Origin of the sequence: Thermaerobacillus caldiproteolyticus (genome assembly GCF_013761245.1) — a bacterium.
GTDB classification, from domain to species: Bacteria; Bacillota; Bacilli; order Bacillales; family Anoxybacillaceae; genus Thermaerobacillus; species Thermaerobacillus caldiproteolyticus.
The window spans coordinates 59106-80654 of sequence record NZ_JACDUT010000004.1 but is presented as its reverse complement, the minus strand read 5'-3'; the positions used below and the strand labels follow the sequence as shown (position 1 = coordinate 80654).

At 39.7% G+C, this 21549-nt stretch carries 22 protein-coding genes; 5 read left to right on the top strand and 17 right to left on the bottom strand.

Going from position 1 to position 21549, the window contains the following annotated elements; translation table 11 throughout:
* Positions 1–35 precede the first annotated feature (35 nt).
* The 6 genes from HNR31_RS07360 to HNR31_RS07335 all read right to left on the bottom strand — a co-directional run bounded on the left by HNR31_RS07360 (position 36) and on the right by HNR31_RS07335 (position 7073).
* Complete coding sequence (locus HNR31_RS07360) at positions 36–887, bottom strand: family 1 encapsulin nanocompartment shell protein (RefSeq protein ID WP_181555611.1); 852 nt, start codon at positions 885–887, stop codon at positions 36–38.
* Positions 888–902: 15 nt separating this feature from the next.
* Complete coding sequence (locus HNR31_RS07355) at positions 903–1490, bottom strand: IMEF encapsulin system ferritin-like cargo protein (RefSeq protein ID WP_181555610.1); 588 nt, start codon at positions 1488–1490, stop codon at positions 903–905.
* 511 nt (positions 1491–2001) lie between these two features.
* Complete coding sequence (locus HNR31_RS07350; RefSeq protein ID WP_181555609.1) at positions 2002–3996, bottom strand: YhgE/Pip domain-containing protein; 1995 nt, start codon at positions 3994–3996, stop codon at positions 2002–2004.
* A 21-nt stretch (positions 3997–4017) separates the two neighbouring features.
* Positions 4018–4596, bottom strand: a complete 579-nt coding sequence (locus HNR31_RS07345) for a TetR/AcrR family transcriptional regulator (protein WP_181555608.1) — start codon at positions 4594–4596, stop codon at positions 4018–4020.
* Positions 4597–4839: 243 nt separating this feature from the next.
* Positions 4840–5202: a VOC family protein gene (locus HNR31_RS07340; protein WP_181555607.1), complete on the bottom strand. Its 363-nt coding sequence runs from the start codon at positions 5200–5202 to the stop codon at positions 4840–4842.
* 455 nt (positions 5203–5657) lie between these two features.
* Entirely contained in the window at positions 5658–7073 is a 1416-nt protein-coding gene (locus tag HNR31_RS07335; protein WP_181555606.1) for a SpoVR family protein, read from the bottom strand.
* Positions 7074–7239: 166 nt separating this feature from the next.
* Here HNR31_RS07335 and HNR31_RS07330 point away from each other — a divergent pair, with 166 nt between their 5' ends.
* Positions 7240–7851 (top strand): DedA family protein, encoded by a 612-nt coding sequence (locus HNR31_RS07330; protein ID WP_181555605.1) that lies wholly within the window; start codon positions 7240–7242, stop codon positions 7849–7851.
* A 56-nt stretch (positions 7852–7907) separates the two neighbouring features.
* Here the strand turns inward: HNR31_RS07330 and HNR31_RS07325 are convergent, their stop codons facing one another.
* The gene (locus tag HNR31_RS07325) at positions 7908–8153 is read right to left on the bottom strand and encodes an MFS transporter (protein WP_181555847.1); all 246 of its coding nucleotides are present in this window, start codon (positions 8151–8153) and stop codon (positions 7908–7910) included.
* Positions 8154–8339: 186 nt separating this feature from the next.
* Between HNR31_RS07325 and HNR31_RS07320 the strand changes: the two genes are divergently transcribed.
* Positions 8340–8597 carry a YhdB family protein gene (locus tag HNR31_RS07320; RefSeq protein ID WP_181555604.1) on the top strand — a complete coding sequence of 86 codons (258 nt, stop codon included), beginning with the start codon at positions 8340–8342 and terminating at the stop codon, positions 8595–8597.
* A 26-nt stretch (positions 8598–8623) separates the two neighbouring features.
* On the opposite strand, the gene HNR31_RS07315 is transcribed toward HNR31_RS07320, so the two are convergent.
* From HNR31_RS07315 to HNR31_RS07275, 9 genes are all read right to left on the bottom strand, one after another.
* Positions 8624–9847: an MFS transporter gene (locus tag HNR31_RS07315; protein WP_181555603.1), complete on the bottom strand. Its 1224-nt coding sequence runs from the start codon at positions 9845–9847 to the stop codon at positions 8624–8626.
* Positions 9844–10371, bottom strand: coding sequence for an NADPH-dependent FMN reductase (locus HNR31_RS07310; protein ID WP_181555602.1), 528 nt, complete (start codon positions 10369–10371; stop codon positions 9844–9846). Before HNR31_RS07310 ends, HNR31_RS07315 begins: the two co-directional genes overlap by 4 nt.
* Before the next feature lie 116 nt (positions 10372–10487).
* Complete coding sequence (locus HNR31_RS07305; protein ID WP_181555601.1) at positions 10488–11126, bottom strand: response regulator; 639 nt, start codon at positions 11124–11126, stop codon at positions 10488–10490.
* A complete protein-coding gene (locus tag HNR31_RS07300; protein WP_181555600.1) occupies positions 11126–12259 on the bottom strand; it encodes a GAF domain-containing sensor histidine kinase in 1134 nt (377 codons plus the stop codon). The genes HNR31_RS07305 and HNR31_RS07300 overlap by 1 nt, the downstream gene beginning before the upstream one ends.
* A gap of 67 nt (positions 12260–12326) precedes the next feature.
* Complete coding sequence (locus HNR31_RS07295) at positions 12327–13049, bottom strand: SDR family oxidoreductase (RefSeq protein ID WP_181555599.1); 723 nt, start codon at positions 13047–13049, stop codon at positions 12327–12329.
* 163 nt (positions 13050–13212) lie between these two features.
* Entirely contained in the window at positions 13213–14664 is a 1452-nt protein-coding gene (locus HNR31_RS07290) for an alkaline phosphatase (RefSeq protein WP_181555598.1), read from the bottom strand.
* A gap of 96 nt (positions 14665–14760) precedes the next feature.
* Positions 14761–16512: a phospho-sugar mutase gene (locus HNR31_RS07285; protein WP_181555597.1), complete on the bottom strand. Its 1752-nt coding sequence runs from the start codon at positions 16510–16512 to the stop codon at positions 14761–14763.
* Between the two features lie 110 nt (positions 16513–16622).
* On the bottom strand, positions 16623–17069 hold the full coding sequence (locus HNR31_RS07280; RefSeq protein WP_181555846.1) for a CBS domain-containing protein: 447 nt from the start codon (positions 17067–17069) through the stop codon (positions 16623–16625).
* A gap of 130 nt (positions 17070–17199) precedes the next feature.
* On the bottom strand, positions 17200–18882 hold the full coding sequence (locus HNR31_RS07275) for a glycoside hydrolase family 13 protein (RefSeq protein WP_181555596.1): 1683 nt from the start codon (positions 18880–18882) through the stop codon (positions 17200–17202).
* A gap of 145 nt (positions 18883–19027) precedes the next feature.
* Here HNR31_RS07275 and HNR31_RS07270 point away from each other — a divergent pair, with 145 nt between their 5' ends.
* Both HNR31_RS07270 and HNR31_RS07265 read left to right on the top strand, forming a co-directional pair.
* Positions 19028–19462: a disulfide formation protein C gene (locus HNR31_RS07270; protein WP_181555595.1), complete on the top strand. Its 435-nt coding sequence runs from the start codon at positions 19028–19030 to the stop codon at positions 19460–19462.
* Position 19463: 1 nt separating this feature from the next.
* On the top strand, positions 19464–19931 hold the full coding sequence (locus HNR31_RS07265; protein ID WP_181555594.1) for a thioredoxin family protein: 468 nt from the start codon (positions 19464–19466) through the stop codon (positions 19929–19931).
* A gap of 120 nt (positions 19932–20051) precedes the next feature.
* Here the strand turns inward: HNR31_RS07265 and HNR31_RS07260 are convergent, their stop codons facing one another.
* A complete protein-coding gene (locus HNR31_RS07260; RefSeq protein WP_181555593.1) occupies positions 20052–20450 on the bottom strand; it encodes a YhcU family protein in 399 nt (132 codons plus the stop codon).
* A 151-nt stretch (positions 20451–20601) separates the two neighbouring features.
* Between HNR31_RS07260 and HNR31_RS07255 the strand changes: the two genes are divergently transcribed.
* Positions 20602–21513, top strand: coding sequence for an RluA family pseudouridine synthase (locus tag HNR31_RS07255; protein WP_181555845.1), 912 nt, complete (start codon positions 20602–20604; stop codon positions 21511–21513).
* Positions 21514–21549 lie beyond the last annotated feature (36 nt).

Genomic DNA, 21549 nt, shown 5'->3' with positions numbered 1-21549 from the left:
AACAGCAAACGCTGTTTATATTGAAATTTATGGTTTTATTCTCCCTCTGGATCTTCTAACGTACAGATAGCGCTTGGACGTTTTATTCTCGGTACAACTGACTCATAAACGCGGAAAATATAATTCATATTCTCAACATCTAAAAACACTGTTTGGAAATCTACGGCAATGGTTAAGTCTATATTTTGTTTTCCTGCATCAATCACCACACCTCTTCTCCCTTTAATCACTGGTGTTTGATAAATACCTGCAGGCATTAACTCTCTAATATGTTCAATTTCCAGTACATGGGTACCCTCATGCACTCTATGAATAAGAGCATACAATTCAGGTGAAAGCACTAAAGCATATGGACCCGTATGTCCCAGTTGCAGCAGTTTGTTTCTGGCTTCTACCACATCGGAAAAAGCGTTTCCTGACTTCATCCAGTCGCTACGTATGTGAGCAATCTTTCCTTTTACGTTCATAATCCCAGGAAGATCAAATTGAACAGATCCATTAAAAATTAAATCATCCTCTAGTAATGCACACTGCTGAGCAGCATTCGCAGCAGCTGAAAAGTCAATAGGGCTACCAAGCTGTTTCGCCAGCTGAATATCACGCCAATACAAAATAAAATCTTTGTGTATAAGCGGAATCGTCAAATGCACACGGCGCGTTGGCTCTGAAAGATTCAGCTCTCCGCCATGAAAGCTGATTTCCCCGCTTTCAGGATCTTCATATAAGTCATTCGCAACGGATTGAACTCCTTCACCGAGTGGGCCATATATATCAATAAATCTCCTGCCTACTAGTTGCCTCCGAGCACTATCAATGACTGTTTGATCCAACTCTCTCCATTGCTCACTATTTAACGAAGATTCGGAATACGCTAGCGCTTTATCCATCGTTTGTTCTCCTCCTTACATATTTTTCAAACTACCGACAGTTAGATACTGCTTTCTCAAAGTAGCTTGTTGAATTATGTTTTGATTCCCTGTTGTATACTCCTGTATTTTTAAAAGCTCCGACTGGTTCTCTTTTTCATCTGTAGGTACTGAAGCCTCAAAATGAACAGATGCATCGAGCTCTTTGTTCAATGCCTCAAATGTATATTTTATTTTTTGATAATCCTCAGCCGTCATATTTCTTAAGGATTCAATAGTCTCCTGATATTCCGTATCCTTATAATGAAAAAGAGATAAATCAAGGTGCTCTAAAAAATTATGCAGACCAAACTTCTCAAGACTAATGTCTTGCAGTAAACGCAGGAAATCACCATTCCCTTTCGAAACAGCAGAACTGTTTTGGATTTGCGATTGCAGTTTCGGTAACAACGCCTCCAAACGATCAAAACGATGTTCTTCTTCCTCATAAATATGATGCCAATACAAGCGTTCATGGTCATCTTTTGCTTGTTCAATCGCCGGAACTAAAATATCCTTAAACTTATTCAGTGCATCTTTTGAGCGGACTAAAATATCTTGTATCTCCATTAGATTTTCAATCAACAAAATCCCCCCAAGCTTTGGTCTTTTAAGGTAATTTTTTAACTATCTTTTCCACATTAAAATGTATATAAACCTTAACTTTAGCAAAATATATGATGTTAACCAGCTATTTTAACGTATTATGCAGGTTGGATAATTCTCACAAAAATACAGCTGTATTGATTGGCATTAAAGAAATAATAAAACGGCAGCTAATTATCTGCCGTTCACTCCGTACTCAATATTCCATCTGCCTGCCGCCGTTCTTAGGGTTCATAGGTTTTTACTGTTTTACTCTCTGGATTAGTGCTTTTTCAATGACATCTTCCAGAAGAGATATGAAAAAGAGTGGAATCTGCTTGTTAGAATTTATATACTTTCCATTCATTAAAGAACTACCTAATTCGCTAGTTTATGATTTGCAAGGTGAATGAGCCTCCCCCCTTTCTTAGAGTAGGAAAATAAAAAGTGATATCCAATCGGATATCACTTTTTTCGATTATCCTATTTGCTTAAACTGACCAAATGATAATTAATGGGCAGGAGCTGTCGGACTTTTGCTATTTTGAATAAGGCATGTGACCCAGATGATGAGAGCCGCGCCAACAAGATAAGAAAGTAAAATGAACGTTTGTTGTTGTAATTGAGACCAATCCCCTAATAAAATGACATCTTGAAACCCTCGAACGGAGTAAGTCATCGGCAAGCATTGACCGATGCTTCTCATAATTGGCGCATTTAGCTCTATTGGGAATGTTCCTCCACATGTTGCAAGTTGAAGAATTAAGAGCGTAATAGCGGCAAATTTTCCAACCAGCCCAAATACTGTTGCTAGCATCAGAATAAAGGTCATAAATGTAAAGGAAACTAGTAAACTAAAAAGAATAAATAAAGGTATGCTCGTCACGTGTAACTTAAATACACAAAGAATGAGCGTGTCCACAATAGCTGTTTGGATCAATCCGATTGAGTAAAATAACCCCAATTTGTTGATAAAATGGGCAGTCCCAGAAATTTCTTCCCTACGAACGAGCGGAAGAATGTTAGCTCCCATGATTCCGCCAACGTAAAGACCTAAAGAAAGAAAATAAGGTGCAATTCCGCTACCGTAATTCGGAACATCGGTAAGTTTCGATTCGACAAGTTTCACTGGCTGTGAAAACATAGTCGTTACTGCATCGCCTGTATGAATCGTAGATGTTTTTTGTGCAGCCTCATTTAATTTCGTTGATAGCTCACTCGTCCCGTCAGTAAGTTGAGTAAGTCCATTTGATAGTTTTTCTGCCCCATTATAGAGTTGCTGTTCTCCGTTGGTCAGAGCGGTAATTCCTTTGCCCAAAGAGAAAAAGCCATTTTCCCATTGTGAAAAGCCGTCAGCTAGTTGCACTGCTCCAACGGACAATTGTTTCGCCCCTTCAGTTGCTTGGTTCATCTTAACTCCAAATTGTTTCATACCTTCTTCTATTTTCCCTTGTGCCGCATTTAATTTTTTTGCACCTTCAACGAGCTGAATCTGTCCATTGTGTAACGTATTGGTCGCAACAGCTATCCCTTCAGAGATTTTAATAATCTTTTGCATATCAGCATCCCGCGCGGCATCTAGATGTTTTTGAACATACTGGTCCAGTGCAGCTTTTAAGATGTTGGCCGTGTCTTCTAGTTGAGCTTGCCCTTGTTCAACCTTCGTATTTCCATCCACCCATGCTTTTGTTCCTTGAGTCAATTGATCCATACCATTTTCTAACTTTTGATGTCCGATAGCCAGTTGACTCATACCGTTTGATAAATTAGTTGTCCCTTGTTGGAGCCTCTGGAGCCCTTGATCTAACTTTTGCACTCCAAGAGAAAGACGATTGCTTCCTTGTTGGAGTTGTGTAGCCCCATTCGTTAAACGATGAATCCCATTCGTCAATTGTACCATCCCATTTTTCGCTTCTGAGGTACCCTCATTTAACTTCTTAGCACCATCTGCTGCTTTACCCAGCCCTTTTGCTAATTCAAGCATTTTATTAAATACGCCTTCCGTATAGGATTTCGTAATACTGTTCGCAAGTTTTGTTTTCATTTCTTTCACAGCAGTACTGCTAATCTGGGACGCAACGAAGTTTTTTCCTGGATTGATTTTATACACAAGTTGTGCCGGTTGTGGGTGTTTATCCATCAACGTAGTTACCTTTTTTGAAAAATCTTCAGGGATCGTAATGGTCATGTAATATCGTCCATTTTTCAGACCGTTTTCAGCCTCTTTGGAAGACACAAACCGAAAGTTCAAGTCTTTGTTTTCTTTTAATTTTTTTACAAAATCATTACCAGCATGAATCGGTTGATTGTCCATCACAGCCCCTTTATCCAAATTGACCACAGCTACAGAAAGTTGATCGAGTCGACCATATGGATCCCAATATCCAGTTAAAAAGAATCCTGCATAGATTAAAGGAACAATGAGTAGAAAGCCTAGTGCGATCCGTCCATGTTTATTACTTAGCAGTAATTTCCAATCTTTAAAAATCAATTTTATACCATTCATGTCTGTTCCCTTCCTCTTTCATTATTGCTTCAGCGTTAATCCATTCAGGAGAAGGAGATTAATGTATTGTTTGACTACTTCTTTATCCAATGATGGACGAGTTCGATTCCACTCCAAAGTAAGAGCTATGTAAAGCTGAACAATGGAATAACTTACAATTTTCGTATCACAGGGCACAATTTCTCCTTTCTGTAAGGCATCTTGCAATAAATGTTCGATAAAACGTTCCAGTGCTTCTTCATATTTTTTTTGCGCTTTCAGAACAACAGGAGTACCTGCAATACGGATTTCTTTCAATAACTTGTCAAGCAATCTGCTCTTTTTCCGAAAAGTCATTACCTCATCAAAAATCGCTAACATATTTTCTTGAAATGAACGCTCCGATGAAATGGCACTTTGAGCAACACGGACTACTTTCATGATTGCCCTATTAATCACTTCATCGAATAATTCTTCTTTACTTGAAAATATAGTATAAAGAGTTCCTTTACCAATATTAGCCATCTTCGCTACCTGATCCATCGTAGTCCCTTTATATCCAAAGAGAGCAAAGGCTTCCGCAGCGGATCTAAGGATAGCTGTTTTTTTTTCTGCTGTCACATGTACTTTTCCTTTCTTTTTTGACTATAAAACTAAAATTTAAATTTAGTCTACATTACCGTAAATTATATTTAATTACACTATAAAAAATGTGTCAATAGTTTTTTATCCCTCCATTTTTCACCAAACGTTGTAAACGGCAGAAGCAGAAGTCTTCCCAGCTGTCATGATAAAATAAAAACGCTGCCATGATGATGGCAGCATAGCGAAGAATCAATATAATTTAAGTACAAAACCGTTCCCTTATCCTTTTAAGACGAATTCGTTTCCATCAATGTCTTTAAATTGTACAAATGTCCCCCATTGCATTTTTTGCGGTTCTCCTAAAAATTCTACACCTCTTGCTTTCATCGTTTCGTATGTTCCTAAAACATCGTCGCATTCAAACACAATAGACGGCTTTCTCTCATTCCAATCTTTCATCATCGTTTTTGGATAAATGACTAGTGCTGTTTGGGCTCCTTTTGGAGCTACTTCCAACCAGAAAGCATTCGGCCCCATTGGATGCTCGGCAACAACTTCAAATCCTGCTTTTTCTGTCCAAAACTCTTTCGCTTTTTGCTGATCTTCTACATAAATAGCAACAGTCGCAATTCGTTTAATCATGAAATTTCCTCCCTTGATCTTATACAAGACATTTCCACTATAGCACATATGTTCTTGTTTTACCACACAAAAAACAGCTCCTTTCTCACTTATTTTTTCATGATTGTAAGCAAATTTGAGCCAATTTCGTATCTCAATGAACATACAATTTATTAGGGATGTTGGGTGTCATTGTCTGAGGGATAGCTGGCAGAATATTCATGGCAACAATCTGCGAAAGGACCGACGGATTCGGAGGACAGAGAACATGAAGAAAAAGAAAGATTGCGCATGACTTACCGCAGTAACCCAGCTTACAACCAATTAGAACACTTCACAGATCTTCCTTACTGTTTTATATGACTTTTGAAGAAACAGCAAAATTGCCGTCCCCATATTCATAATAAAAAAGTAGCCGGATAACGCGATAACCAAAAAAAGAGGGTGCTATATCACCATCAGCACCCTTTTTCCTTTTATATATACTTCCGATGCACCATTTTTCCATCATACGTAAACAAGACCGGCTTGTTTTCCACAACCGTTTCGATATGCACTGCTCTTCCCCATAACTGATAAATGTATGGAAGCACTTTTTCCAAATACTTAAGGTCTAATTCAATGCCTTCATACCAATGTTTTAAATACAGCTCACCATTCCGCATATAATCTCCGTCATTGACGGTAATGTACGGAAACCCACCATTTACGCGTATGCTCACTAATTGATCGCGAATGTTTTCCCAATTCTTATCGATGACTTTGTAATCTTTTCCTTGTTTTTGAAACAAGTACATATCTTCACGCATCACTAATTCTTTTGTTAAATAGTTGCGCAAGAAGGAAATGTCTGATTCAAGCTCACGTACTTCAAAAATCTTTTCGCGACCTGAACCCGGTTTGACGCCGCGTTGTTTCATTTCCTCTGTTGGATTGTTCCATCGTTCTTCAATGTCTTCAAAAATTTTCAACCCTAAATAGTACGGGTTAATGCTTGTACGTGATGGCTGAACGACGCTGGCATTTAATTTAGCGAATTCAATCGCTTCATCGCTCGTTAAATCCATCTCCCGTAAAATTCGCTGATGCCAATACGAAGCCCAGCCTTCGTTCATGATTTTTGTTTCTAGCTGCGGCCAAAAATACAACATTTCTTCGCGCATCATTGTAAGAATATCACGCTGCCAATCCTCTAATTCACGGCTATACTCTTCAATAAACAACAGCATATCTTTTTCCGGTTGTGGCGGAAATTTTCTTCGTTTCCTGCGAGGTGGTGGAGCCGGGTTATTTCGTTCATCAAGCGACCACAAATCGTCATACGGAGTCGTTCTTGCCGGTTCTTCTTCATACACTTCTGTATCTTCAAGCGTCCATGATAATTTCGAGCGAAGGAGCGATGGATCGATATGCTCTTGAATCGCCAATACCGCATCTAAAAACTTTTCCACTTCTAATTTTCCGTATTGATGTTCATACTGTTTAATACGTTCAGCAGTCGCTGCCATGCTTTCGACCATATCGCGCTTTGTATTACTGAAGCGAATGTTGTTTTTGAAAAAATCGCTATGTGCCAAGACGTGAGCGACAATTAATTTGTTTTGAATAAGTGTATTTGTATCAAGTAAAAAGGCATAACACGGATCAGAATTAATGACCAATTCATAAATTTTACTTAGCCCTAAATCATAATGAATTTTCATTTTATAAAATTGCTTCCCGAAACTCCAATGGGAAAAACGCGTCGGCATGCCGTAGGCACCAAATGTATAAATAATATCGGCAGGGCAAATTTCATAACGCATCGGATAAAAATCCAACCCAAATCCTTGCGCAATTTCCGTAATCTCGGCAATGGCACGTTCCAATGCTTTCAAGTCATCTTGGCTCATTCGCATCTCCCCCCTTTTTCCTCTTATCACAATGTATGAGGGAAAAAGAGATTTGATACTTATTCAGTTTTTGCAAATGGAAAAGCAATATGTCAGAAATCGTTTTTCTTTTATCTGCCTCATCGTTTATAATGAAAAATAGCTTACCATAAAGTGCGGTGGTTAGATGGAGTATTATTTACATCATTGGATTGAACAATTTGGATATATCGGTATTATGATAGCTCTAATGGGCGGGATTGTCGGTCTTCCGATTCCTGATGAAGTATTGTTAACATATGTTGGCTACAATGTTTTTACAGGAGCGATGTCCTTCCCGCTCACATTAGTATGTAGTTTCATTGGAGCCATCATCGGCATTTCCATCAGCTATTGTTTAGGGATTAAATTAGGACTACCTTTCTTGCATAAATTCGGACCAAAAGTACATATTACTGAGGCACGAATCGAACAAACAAAAGTTCTTTTTGCCAAAATGGGGCCATTTGTTTTAGTGATCGGCTATTTTATTCCGGGCATCAGGCACATTTCTGCCTTCCTTGCGGGAATTAATGAGTATAAATTCAAAAAATTCGCCATTTATGCTTACAGCGGTGCGTTACTTTGGGTCTTGATATTTATTACATTAGGAAAAGAATTAGGGAAAGATTGGAAAAATGTAAAACATTACATGGAACACTATAGCACCCATTTACTTCCATTATTAATTATCGCTTTACTGATTGGGGCTTGTGTGTCCTATTGGCGTCTTGGAACAAGCGCCAAAAACGATGCATGAACACAAAAACACCGGTTTTTGGCAACCGGTGTTTTTTCATGCTAACACAAACGAATTTACGCACTTGTCTCCGTTTTTTGATATGTTTCCGTTAGAAGCCCCATAAATGTTCCAAATCCGAACATAAACATGGAAGCTCCCATAATTCCTAAACTGATAATGGTGAGGAAAAAGTCTTTATTGTAAGCGCTCGCAATAAAACTTAATAAAAATAAAGCGAATCCAACAATTAATCCTACTGAAGCAATCATTTTGCACATTTGCGTAATTGCTTTCCCTTCACACCGTTCCTTCATTCTCATCATCCCCTTATCCCCTTTCTTTAAAGATAATATTTTTGTCACAAAATTGCAACATTTACATTCAAAAATACAGCCCATTTTCGTTTATAATTTATTTTTTACCTAATCACGTAACATTTACAGCGCAAAAAACACATGAACTATCACACACTAAATGTGACTCCTCAAATGAAGGAGGAATACACATTGAACACCATGGATTATGATAAAGCATTATATTATACCCATCGTTCCGAGTGGGATAACCTGCTTATTTTAATGGTACGCACAAAAGACGATTTACTTTCAAAAAAAATTGAGCATTTTCTTCACGCCTATAATTTTGAACACGATTATTCTGTTATTCAAAAACGCTTAACCGCTCTTTTGCGCTACATTGACCATGCGCTTGAAGTAAGTGAACAAAAAACGGGGATAGAGCAGTATGCTTACTTCTATTCGTAAATAAAGGAAGGGAATTTCCCTTCCTTTTATAGCGCTTTTGAGATATCCGATTGTTCTTTTTTTACTGATGTTCCGAGCCTTAACACAGCCAGTCCAGAAATGACTAGCAGCCCGCTTAATATCGCATACGGAATGAGAACGTTTTGTAAAGAAACTGCACCAGTAAACACACTCAATAAGAACGCGCGAATCATGAATCCTACCGCGCGGAACAAACTATCGACTCGCCCGATTTTATCATTAGGAATTCGGTCCATCATCAATGAACTTCGCGCGACCCTTGTTCCTGCATTTCCAAACGCTGTAAGTCCAACGAGCACATAAAAAACAAGCGTGTTTCTCACTAAAAGAAACAGCGTAATCGCACAGGCATAAATCAACACCGTCACTGTGATGCTCAATTCTGTACCGATTCTCTTCAACAAAAACGGAACAACCGCTCCTGCAAACGCCGCACCGAAACCGTATACCATACTTTGAATTCCATATACAGAACCATCTTCCTTTAATACGTCAGCGATATAAATTGGATGAAGATAATTCGTCATCATCACTCCGATAAAAGGCATAAACGAAGCAAGTAAAAACCAAAATAATGATGGATGGGCTCTCATGTAATAGCATCCTTCTGTAATCTTCTTCCAAAAAGAACTTTTTTCTGCCTTTCGCATGGAGCGATGATACGGAATGAACAACAGACAAAAGATTGCAATTCCATAGGTTAACACATCTAACGATAAAATCCAGCAAAGCGGCACTTTCGTAAGAAGCAAGCTCGCCGTTCCTCCAGAAATAACGGTAGCCAGTTGCCCTTGAATTTCCATGACTCCATTCAATGCCTTGTATTGATCGCGGTCAAATACTTCCTGATTAAAGGCAAACAGCGTTGGATAAAAAAGAAAATAATAAAGTGAACCACTTGCAAATAAGATAGCTAGATGCCATACATCATACTTCATTCCTGCTATTCCGCACAGCGCAAAAATAGCAACGATAATCAAGCCCATCGCCTCACCAATCAGTAACATTGCTTTTCGGGAAATGTGATCAATCCACATCCCTACATATGGTGTCAATAAAAACATAATGATCGTCATGGCTGTTGTAATATAGCCAAACAGTGTTTCGCCACCGCTTTTTTGAATCAACAGCCAAGGAATAGCGGTCATCGTAATTCCTGTTCCGACAGAGGAGAACAGATTGGCGACGAGCAATGGATACAAACGGCTGTCGCGATAGAGGCTATTCATTCCTGTTCCCTCAACCACTTTGCCGCGTGAATATAACGCTGTAACTCGGAAAGGACGGCATCCACTTGCACAGCCGCTGCTTCTGTTAGACGCTCATGAACAAAGCAAGGCGGATCTAAGACGATCTGCTTCGGAATGGCATTCGCGTATACTCCACGCATGACGGTGCGCATATTGTTTAATGCATTAATGCCGCCTTTTCCCCCTCCTCCTACAGCGATAAGAGCGACAGGCTTATGTTCAAATTCATCACTGCTTAAAAAGTCAAGGGAATTTTTTAACGCTCCGCTCATTGCGCTATGATACTCTGGAGAACAAAGGATAACGCCGTCTGCTTGTCGGATTTGTTGACGCAGCTGCCGAACAGCAGGCAATTCGTTTTGGCTTGCTTCGCCATTATATAATGGCAATGTACCTTCACTCAAATCAATGAGCTCTGCTCCGTACCGTGCAGCAATATACTTTGCGACAATTCGTGTTCTTCCCGATTGGCGCGGACTTCCGTTGATCACAACGATGTTCATGTTTCTCTCTCCTTGTTTATCGTTTTCCTACTTATAGTGTAACCAAGATAAACGCTTCATCCATCGCCAAATCGGGGGAGCTTTTCCTACGAAATTAGCCAAAGAAGATGCTACGACTAAAGTCTGAGATGCTTCACCGCATAAAGAGCAGCTTGCGTGCGATCAGCAAGATTTAATTTTGCGAGAATATTCGACACATGCGTCTTTACTGTTTTTTCTGTAATCATGAGTGAGGCAGCAATTTCTTTGTTGCTTTTTCCTTTAGCAATTTCCGCAAGTACTTCCTTCTCCCGCTTTGTTAGTTCCTCTAATAATCGTTCTTCGTGAGTCTCTCGCTTTGATAAGTGGGTCATGAGATGAGTCGTAGCTTTTGGGTGAAGCTGGTTTTCGCCTCGATAGACTAATTTGATGGTCTCAACAAGCTGGTCCGGTTCAATATCCTTTAACTGATATCCCGATGCACCAGCACGAATAGCTGGGATGACATAATCTTCATCGGCGAAACTCGTTAAAATAAGAATTTTTGTGTTAGGGGATATTTCCTTTATTTTTTTCGTTGCTTCAACACCATCCATGACAGGCATAACTAAGTCCATTAAAACAATATCCGGTTGAAGCTCTTTCGTTCGTTGTACCGCTTCCTCGCCATTGGCTGCTTCGCCAACGATGTCGATCTCTTTTTGTGTTTTTAAAAAAAACACTAATCCCCGGCGAACAACGTGGTGATCATCCGCAATGAGCACTTTAATTCCCATTATCCTCTCCCTCTTTTCAATGGAATCATTACTTGAATGGTCGTCCCTTCGCCAATGGTACTTTTGATGTGAATCTCACCGTTTAACGATGTTACTCTCTCTCTCATGCTGCTTAAGCCAAGAGAAAGCGTATTTTCTCCAATGTAGTGAAATCCGCATCCTTGGTCGTGAACACTCATTTTGACCTTATTGCTTTGTACACTAATGACAATATAGACCGTTGAAATACCAGCATGTTTTTTACAGTTGTTCAGCGCTTCCTGTCCAACACGCCATAAACATTCCTCCACTTCATTTGGTAAATCAATAACTCCTTGAATATCAATGTCTATCTTCAATCCAAGCATGTTTCCGTAATGCTTAAGAGCGCTTGCCAGCCCATTTTCTAACCCTTGTGGACGAAGCTGCCAAATGAGCGCCCGCATTTCATGAAGAGCCTCTTGCGCCAATTGCTGAATGTAAGTAAACGTGTCTTTCATATTTTCGTCTTCCGTCATTTCTTTTGCACCGCGCGCCGTTAAAAGCAGTGAAAACAATAATTGATTAACGGAATCGTGCAAATCACGCGCTAACCGGTTTCGTTCAGCTAATAACGCAAGTTTTTGTTCATTTTCTACAAGCTTTATGCGCTTAATAGCGGTACCGATTTGGTAAGCAACAGCTTCAAGCAATGCCAGTTCCTCGCTCGTAAAGTGGGTTTTGTGAGGGGCAGCAACATTTAATAATCCAAATTTCTCTTCACCGGCACGGAGCGGAATACTGGCATGATGTGTAATGCCATTAGTGTCTCCCCATTTCTCCTCTATGGCATCTTCTAGCCGCTTGCACTCAATGACATTGGCTGCCCGCTGCAATCGTCCATCCTTGCATCTATCCAAACACCAACAATCACCTTCACACATCGGTTTCTTATTTCCCCATGTAAGAGCAGGCGGCAATTCATAGTCAGCAACAAGTGAAAAATCTCCTTTTTCGTTAACAAAAAAAACCCATCCGCATTGTAATTTCATCACTTGCATTAATTGTTTTAATACCGCCTGTAGCATTTCTTCCAAATCATTTGCCTCATTCAATGTTTCCGCAATTAATTTTAATGTTTGCAATTCTTGAATACGCTGCTTTTCTCTTTCCATCTCCCTCTCCCCCTTTAGTAAAGTAGATAGAAAAAGACAACACCGCTATCGGCATTGTCTTTTCACATTAAGCAATAGGATACTGTTGAATGAGCGGATGAAGAACAATTTCATCAATGAGCATATGTTTCGGGGCACCGGCCATGTACACAACGGCTTTAGCAACATCTTCCGCCTTTAACCAATCTTGTTTTTCCGGTACACCTTGCACAGAGTTGGCAAAGTACGTATCAACCATTCCCGGATTAATCGTGCCGACACGAATGCCGTAGTTTCTTACTTCTTGTGCCAACGAACCAGAAAAGCCTTGCACTGCATATTTCGTTGCTGTATAAGCGGCACCGTTTGGAATCGTATAACGCCCGACATCTGACGAAATCGTAATAATCGTTCCTGATTTTCTTTCTTTCATATGCGGAAGTACCGCTTTAACTCCAATAAAGACACCTTGTACATTGACCTCAAATACTTTTTTCCATTCCTCGATGGTTGTTGATTCTATCGATTTAAAAAAGCCGATTCCTGCATTGTTGACGAGTATATCGATTTGTCCGAATCTTTCAAGTGTCTTTGCCACCATTTCGTTCATTTGTTGTTCGTTTGCCACATCGACTTGAAATGTTTCAATATAGTTAAATCCTTTTTCTCTCAATTCCTTGCCTGTTTGATAAATGTCTTCGGAACTTCCGACAAGCGCCAACTTCGCCCCTTGCTCTGCAAATTTAAGGGCGATCTCCTTTCCAATCCCTCGAGAAGCACCTGTAACAATAGCCACTTGATTTTTTAACATTAAAAACATCCTTCCACACGCAAACTATCTCTAATTTATATGCCATCTTTATATAATATAGTAATCGTTTACATGATGATAAGCAACTAAAACAACATAGGAACAATTTTTCGCATGGTTCGCAAAAACAGAAAGAAAACTGTCGAATTTTTATACGCCGACTTTAATTATTTGATTGCCTTTTAACCTTTTCGCCCGGATTAAATTCAAGTTTTGCCGCTTTCGCAATTAATTTTGATATATCGGTGTTATCTAAAACTCCCTCAAAAATTTGACTACCAACTCCCGTGGCAAATACCGGAACCATATTACCCGTATGGCCACCTGTTGAGCTTTCCGCACGAATCGCTCGGTCAACGATGCCGACTTTATAATGTTTAGCAATAACTGAACCAATTTCCCACGCTACTGCAAAAGATGTATAAACTTTTCCTTTAGTCTCCCTCACATTACGCAAAAACTCTGTTATTTCTTTATCTGTTAAGTCAATGTAGGCATATGTTTTAAATACTGTCTTTACACTTTCCCTTGTAAACATACCTGTAGTCTTGTCTGTTACTAGTTTTGCTGCCATATATTCAGGAGAAACACGAATTTTCTTAAGTCCCTTTATGTTCATCGGTTCTGTCGCAGAAATTCCCATCGTTTCATGGTCAGCCAATACAACAATTAATGTGTCATTCCGTTTTTTCGCCCAGTTGACCACATCACGCACTGTATTATCTAATTCAATCGTCTCCTTCCAAACACCAGGAATGTCTGCAGCATGTGATGCATGATCAATACGGGCTCCTTCAACCATTAAAAAGAAGCCGTTTTTTCCTTTAGAGAGTACGTCTAATGCTTTCGCTGTCATTTCATTTAGTGTTGGTTCATTGCTGTTGTACTCTTCTCTATCCTGTTTATAACTCATATAAGACGGATGAAATAAACCAAGCAATTTATTCGGTCTTCCCACCTTCATTAGCTCATTGCGGTCCGTGACTACGGCATAGCCTTTTTTACGGAATTTTTCAATTAAGTCTTCTCCATTTTGTTTTTTAGGACTGAAATATTGTGAACCTCCCCCAAGAAGAACATCGTATTCATTCTTAACCAGTTGTCTTGCTACTTCTTCTTGACCCCAGCGGTTTGCTACGCTTGCCGTGAACGCAGCAGGTGTTGCGTCTGTTACCGTATTTGTAGAGATAACCCCTACTTTTTTTCCATTTGCTTTAAATACGTCCAAAATGCTGTCAATCTCACGACCGTTTTCATCAACGCTAATCGACTCATTCTTTGTCTTTTTTCCTGTTGAAATCGCCGTTCCCCCTGCTCCAGAGTCTGTCACAATATTATTGGATGAATATGTATGCATTAAAGCGACATTCTCTAATGATTCCATAAAGAGGCGTCCATTTTTCCCATATTCAAATAACCGAGCGATTTCAAGTTGTCCAATTCCCATGCCATCTCCAATTAGCAAAATCACATTTTTTGGAACATCACGTGCAATTACTGATTCACTTGCTGCTTGAACATTAGGAAAAGAGGATTCCTTAAGCGAAAAAAAGGGGCCGATAGTTGCTAAATTGCCAAGCAAAATGGCGACAAGAACTTTAGATTTGAGTGACATGAACATCCCTCCATCATTCGGAATATTTGTCGTTAATATCCCCAAAAAACTATAAAAATTTCGTACGACATAAAAACAAAAACAGCTGATAAGGCATTACGCCTTATCAGCTGTCGCATTTAAAAACGCATGAACTTGCTTCATAACAGCGTTAGAAAGCTGCTCAAGTTGTTTTTCGCTATCTGCTAAAGAATGTCCTTTTACCCCAAAATAAACTTTCGCTTTTGGCTCTGTTCCTGAAGGGCGTAAGCAAAACCATGAGCCGTCTTCTAAGAAATATTTCAGTACGTTTGATTTTGGGAGTATAATCTCTGTTTTTTCTCCAGTGGCTGTGTCGAAGCGTTCGCTCGTTTTATAGTCCTCAATAATCGTTACTTTTTTTCCTGCAACTTCTGCTGGCGGTTCATGACGAAACGCTGTCAAAAGCGCTTGAATTTTTTCTGCTCCTTCTTTCCCTTTTAACGTTAATGACTGTAATCCTTCACGATAATATCCATATTTATCAAATAATTGCAACAATCCTTCGTATAATGACATACCTTGCTTTTTATAAAATGCACATACTTCCACCGCTAACACCGCTGCTTGAACTGCATCTTTATCACGAGCGAAATCACCAATTAAATAACCGTAGCTCTCTTCATATCCAAACTGAAAAACATATTGTCCGGTTTGTTCGTATTCTTTAATCTTTTCTCCGATAAACTTAAACCCCGTTAACGTATCAATCGTCTCTAGCCCGAAAGACTTGGCAATCGCCCGTCCAAATTCAGATGTCACAATCGTTTTTAACACAATGCCGTTTTTCGGTAATGTTCCTTTTTCTTTCTTTTGCGACAAAATGTAATGAAGCAGTAAGCCACCCGTTTGATTTCCTGTCAATACGATATATTCACCGCTGTCATTTTTGACAGCAATCCCCAAACGATCGGCATCCGGGTCTGTAGCGATTAATAAGTCAGCATCTATCTCTTTGCCGACTTTTCTCGCTAATTCAAATGCAGTATGTTCTTCTGGATTTGGTGACTTAACCGTTGAAAAGTTTGGATCTGGAAATTCTTGTTCTTTCACGACGACGACCTTCTTATATCCAAGCGCTTCAAGAGCGTGACGGACTGGCTTGTTGGCTGTACCGTGAAGCGGTGTAAATACGACATTTACGTCTACTTCTTGTGAAAGCTGTGGGTTGAGTGAAATCGTTTTTACAGCTTCGATATAAGCACGATCGACTTCTTCACCAATAATTCGAATGAGTCCTTTTTCTTTTAGCGTCGACTCTTCCTCGACTGGAATCGTAAGTTCATTTTCCACTTCATTAACATATTGAATAACACGATCAGCAATATCCGGTGGAAGTTGTCCTCCGTCTTCTCCATACACTTTATAGCCGTTATATTCAGGTGGATTATGACTCGCTGTAATGACAATTCCAGAAAACGCTTGTAAATGACGGACGGCAAACGAAAGTTCCGGCGTCGGCCGCAATTCATCAAATACATAAGTTTGAATGCCGTGTGTTGCAAGCGTTTTCGCCGCTTCCATTGCAAATTCCGGGGACTTATGACGAGAATCGTACGCAATGACGACCCCGCGCTTTTTGGCCTCCTCACCAAATGATTCTATGTATCGTGCCAATCCTTCTGATGCTTTACGTACGGTGTATATGTTCATCCGGTTCGTGCCGGGACCGATTTCGCCACGCATTCCTCCTGTACCAAATTCCAAGTTTTTATAAAAACAATCCTCTAACCATTGATGATCATCACGATGTTCTTGCAGCAGTTTTTTTAATTCTTGGTCTAAATGTTCATAAGTGCTCCATTGCTCATACTTATTTTTCCAACTCAATCCATATCCCTCCACATTTTGTTCCTTTACTCTTTTTATTCGTTATCATCATACGATATTCCTTTTATAATGAAAAGGATGCCCCATGAAAATGAGACATCCTTTTTGAGTTAAGCTTGTGGTTGGGATGGTTCAGAAATATTTGTAAGAGCTTGTTCTGCCGCTTCGTCATAAGCATGGTTCGTCGCAATGTCACCTAAGGCCACAATGCCACGAAGTTGATTGTTTTCTACGATTGGTAAGCGGCGAATTTGATGCTGCGCCATGACATTTGCTGCTTCTTCTATGCTCATATCTGTCGTTCCTGTCACGATGTTTGTCGTCATGACTTGTGATACAGGAGTGGAAGAAGCATTTTTCCCTTGTGTCGTTGTACGAAGAGTAATGTCACGGTCTGTAATTATTCCTTTTACTTGACCATTTTCCACTACTGGAAGTGCACCAACATTTTTCTGGCTCATTAATTGGGCTGCTTCTTGAACTGTTTGGTTAGGAGAAACAGTCGCTACATTTTTTGTCATAATGCTTTCGACTTTATTATTATTGTTCAATGTGATCCTCTCCTTTCACCGATTAGTCTGACCATTTTTCGTGTGTATATGGGTAGAAAATAATGCTTACATATTTACTTTTTTGTATGAAAAAATAAAAAAGGCGGCTTTTTTACTGAAACCGCCCCACATGGTGTTATCGAATTTTGTAGACACGTGCTTCCCACGACTGTAAACGAATTTCGCGGAGATCTTCTTCTTCGCTGACCTCATAATTGCTGATAAGCAGCTCTTTTGTCGTATACGTAATTTCCTCAGGAAGCAGGAAAACTGGTGTTTTGCCAGAGAAGTTGGTGATGACGACTAATTTTTCATCTCCTAATGTGCGCGTATACGCATAAATATATGGGTCATCTTCTAAAATTAAGTCGTATGTGCCATAGACGATAATATCATGCTTTTTCCGCAGCTGGATCAACTTTCTATAATAATGAAACACAGAATTCGGATCTTCCAGCGCAGCCTTCGCATTAATCTCTTTATAATTTGGGTTGACCTGAATCCACGGTGTACCTGTTGTAAAGCCGGCATGTTCACTGTCATCCCACTGCATCGGAGTTCGCGCATTGTCACGACCTTTATAATAAATTTTCTCGAGCACTTGTTGGGGATCTTCCCCATATTCTCCCACGCGTTCTTTATACATGTTTAATGTTTCGATATCCCGGTAGTCCTCGATTGATGGGAAGCGCACATTCGTCATTCCTAGTTCTTCCCCTTGATAAATGTATGGCGTGCCTTGCATCATATGCAGGAACGTGCCAAGCATTTTTGCTGATTCGACTCGATATTTTCCATCATCACCAAAACGAGAAACGGCACGAGGCTGGTCATGGTTATTTAAGTAAAGGCTGTTCCAACCTTTTCCTTCTAATTCCTTTTGCCATTTCGTCATCGTTTTTTTCAAATCCGCTAATGACCACGGTTTAATATCCCATTTTCCGCCTGAACCTGAATCTAAGCCAACATGCTCGAATTGAAACACCATATTTAGCTCATGACGATCGGGATCGGTGTATAAAATTCCTTCCGCTGGCGTTACACCAGGAGTTTCGCCAACAGTCATAATGTCATATTTTGATAACACTTCCCGATTCATTTCCTGCAAAAACTCATGCACACGCGGTCCATTCATAAAATATTTGCTGCCTGATGCATATTTTTTCCCTTCTTGAGGCTCACCATCTGGCAATCCCGGCACTTTCGAAATCATATTAATGACATCCATACGGAAACCGTCGACACCTTTATCGAGCCAAAACTTCATCATTTCGTATACTTCTTGGCGCACCTTCGGGTTTTCCCAGTTTAAGTCAGGCTGTTTTTTTGAAAAGAGATGCAAGTAATATTCACCTGTCGTTTCATCATATTCCCACGCCGAGCCACTAAAAGCAGACTCCCAATTGTTCGGCTCCTTTCCATCTTTCCCTGAACGCCAAATGTAATAATCGCGATACGGGCTATCCTTCGATTTTCTCGATTCAACAAACCACGGATGTTCATCAGATGTATGGTTAACGACTAAATCCATGACTAGTTTTATACCGTGCTTATGCATTTCCTCCAGCATTTCTTCCCAATCTTCCATCGTCCCAAATTCGTCCATAATTTCACGATAGTCGCTAATATCATAGCCATTATCATCATTTGGTGATTTATAAACAGGCGATAACCAAACAACGTCAACTCCGAGCTCTTTCAAATAATCAAGTTTGGAAATAATGCCGCGAATATCTCCGATTCCATCACCATTGGCATCTTTAAAGCTGCGCGGATAAATTTGATACACAACCGCCTCTTTCCACCACTTTCGCTCCACGTCTCTCACTCCCATCTATGTATATGAAAACGATTTCATGTTTACATTGTACTATAAAAAGATATATGTGCCTATATATTTTACATTCCTTTTTCCCTCTACTATAATAAAAATGGTAAAAATACTTAGGAATAAGGGGATTTATATGAATAAAAAAGAAAAAGCGCTCGAAAATTTACTTATTAGCGCTTGGGGGATTTCTCTGATCGCAACATTAGGCAGCCTCTATTTTTCAGAAGTTCTAAAATTTATTCCATGCGACCTCTGTTGGTTTCAACGCATTTTCATGTATCCTCAAGTGATTCTTTTAGGACTAGCAGCCATTCGAAAAGAATACGGGATTGCGCGCTATAGTTTGACACTATCAATTATCGGGGGAACGATTTCTCTTTATCATTACTTAATGCAAAAAATCCCTTTTTTTCAAGAACATTCGATTTCGTGTGGTCGTGTTCCATGCACGGGGCAATATATTAATTGGTTCGGTTTTATTACGATTCCGTTTTTAGCATTGACAGCCTTTTTCTTGATTAGTGTGCTAAGTATAATCATTATTCGTAAAGCGAAAGAAGGGAACTAAATTGAAAAAACTGATCATTTTTGGCGCGGTCATCATTGGGTTATTTGCCGCTATTGCTTTTGTCACGTCCTATCAGCAAAAAGAAGAGGTAAAAGATAATCCATATCACAAAAAAGAACTTGATCCAGCTACTGTTGAACAGCTTGACGATCCAAACTATCAAAACATTATTTTGCCAGACGAATTAGAGAAAAAACTAGCAAATCACGAAACGGTGACCGTCTACTTTTACAGCCCTACTTGTCCGCATTGTCAAAGAACAACTCCAATTGTCGTGCCGATGACAAAAGAAATGGGCATTGACTTAAAAATGTTTAACTTACGTGAATTTGAAGAAGGCTGGGACAAATACCATATTGATGGAACACCGACGATTGTTCATTATGAGCACGGCAAAGAAGTGAAACGAATCGATGGTTACCATGATGAAGCTGTCTTTCGCGAGTGGTTTCAATCATTAAGAAAGTGAGCTGGGCAAATACTCTCCCCCCGAACATGAGGCATTTAGGACTTTTAAAATTTATGCTTTCTTACCTTTTATAAAATGGAAGAGGGCTCTTATTCAAAGAGCCCCTAATCTTAACTGCATCTACATAAATCGATCGCTTTCCCGTGGTGCACACTTGCTGAAGATAAACGGTCGTTTCTTGCTAAATTGTTTAAGCGTAAATGGAAATACAATGCCGTACTGACTTAGTAAAGTAACATTACGCTCAAATAAATCTCGGTATTCATCATACCCTCCATTTTCCTCTATGCATTCAATAATGGTAATCAATGATTGTAGTGATGAAATAATGTGAAACGCTTCTCGCATTGTCCCATTATATGTAAATTCTCCTCCTTGAAAAGAAAGAATTTGTAAATGTTGAAATTCCTCTATTTGCTCGTCATCAAAGTAACGTGGAAAAATGTGACTATAAAAATAATGAGCTAAACTGCTGATATACTCCTCTTGTTCTTTTGTTGCTGCGTAGACAACTCTCAACGTTCATACCACCTTTTTCATTACTCGACTTCATCCCATCTCACTTGCATACCATAGCCATCAAGCGATACTATGAGTGTATCATAACTTATCAACTCGTGACGGTAGAAAGTGTTTCCACTGTTAGTGAAAATTTGAGGTGAGAAAATTGATTACAACTCGAAAAGGAGAATGGATCGAATTTGTTATTCCTCCTGATTGGCAGGGACACTCCATTGAAAGGTTATTAAAAGAAACATGGGGAGTCCCTAAAAGACTTATGCATCAATTCCGTATCGAAAAAGGTGTTAAATTGAATGGACAAGTCATTCCATGGCATACGTTATTACAAAAAAACGATCGCTTGCAATTATGGCTTTACAAACCAGAACATTTAGACATCGTTCCGCAATATCGCGAGCTTGAGATTTTATGGGAAGACGAGCATCTTCTCGTCATCAATAAAGAAGCTGGGATTGACGTTCATCCGACGGAACAAACCAAAACCGAAACATTAACCAATGCGGTCGCATTTTATTTGCAATCGCAAGGTATTTTTACAAAAGTCCGTCATATTCACCGTTTGGACCGTGATACATCGGGAGCCATTTTATTTGCCAAACACGCGCTGGCAGGAGCGATGTTAGATCGAATGCTTGAACAGCGAAAAATTAAGCGGACATACGTGGCTCTTGTTCATGGAATTGTGAAGAAAAAAACAGGAACAATCGCTGCACCGATTGGTCGCGACCGACACCATCCGACAAGAAGAAGGGTGTCAAAAACAGGAGCATCAGCCGTTACTCATTACCGTGTTCTTGATCCATCATTTCAACAACAAACATCGCTAGTAGAACTTTCTTTAGATACGGGGCGCACTCATCAAATTCGCGTTCATATGAGCTACATTGGACATCCGTTAGTCGGCGATACACTATATGGCAGTTCTTCAGAACAAGCACAAAGGCAAGCCCTTCATGCAGTGAAACTTTCGTTTTCTCATCCGTTCACGAATGATCCCATCACGTGCATTGCCCCTGTTCGTGATAATGTATTTCCCAAAGACATCACTCGCTTTTACTAGCAACAAAAAGGCAGACTTGATAGTAACCAAGTCTGC

Bases quoted from the DNA above. Each gene is read 5' to 3' on its own strand.
- HNR31_RS07360 (WP_181555611.1), bottom strand. From the start codon at position 887: ATGGATAAAGCGCTAGCGTATTCCGAATCTTCGTTAAATAGTGAGCAA.
- HNR31_RS07270 (WP_181555595.1), top strand. From the start codon at position 19,028: ATGAATAAAAAAGAAAAAGCGCTCGAAAATTTACTTATTAGCGCTTGG.
- HNR31_RS07325 (WP_181555847.1), bottom strand. From the start codon at position 8,153: ATGAGAATGAAGGAACGGTGTGAAGGGAAAGCAATTACGCAAATGTGC.
- HNR31_RS07315 (WP_181555603.1), bottom strand. From the start codon at position 9,847: ATGAATAGCCTCTATCGCGACAGCCGTTTGTATCCATTGCTCGTCGCC.
- HNR31_RS07310 (WP_181555602.1), bottom strand. From the start codon at position 10,371: ATGAACATCGTTGTGATCAACGGAAGTCCGCGCCAATCGGGAAGAACA.
- HNR31_RS07340 (WP_181555607.1), bottom strand. From the start codon at position 5,202: ATGATTAAACGAATTGCGACTGTTGCTATTTATGTAGAAGATCAGCAA.
- HNR31_RS07290 (WP_181555598.1), bottom strand. From the start codon at position 14,664: ATGTCACTCAAATCTAAAGTTCTTGTCGCCATTTTGCTTGGCAATTTA.
- HNR31_RS07300 (WP_181555600.1), bottom strand. From the start codon at position 12,259: ATGGAAAGAGAAAAGCAGCGTATTCAAGAATTGCAAACATTAAAATTA.
- HNR31_RS07335 (WP_181555606.1), bottom strand. From the start codon at position 7,073: ATGAGCCAAGATGACTTGAAAGCATTGGAACGTGCCATTGCCGAGATT.
- HNR31_RS07350 (WP_181555609.1), bottom strand. From the start codon at position 3,996: ATGAATGGTATAAAATTGATTTTTAAAGATTGGAAATTACTGCTAAGT.
- HNR31_RS07295 (WP_181555599.1), bottom strand. From the start codon at position 13,049: ATGTTAAAAAATCAAGTGGCTATTGTTACAGGTGCTTCTCGAGGGATT.
- HNR31_RS07330 (WP_181555605.1), top strand. From the start codon at position 7,240: ATGGAGTATTATTTACATCATTGGATTGAACAATTTGGATATATCGGT.
- HNR31_RS07305 (WP_181555601.1), bottom strand. From the start codon at position 11,126: ATGGGAATTAAAGTGCTCATTGCGGATGATCACCACGTTGTTCGCCGG.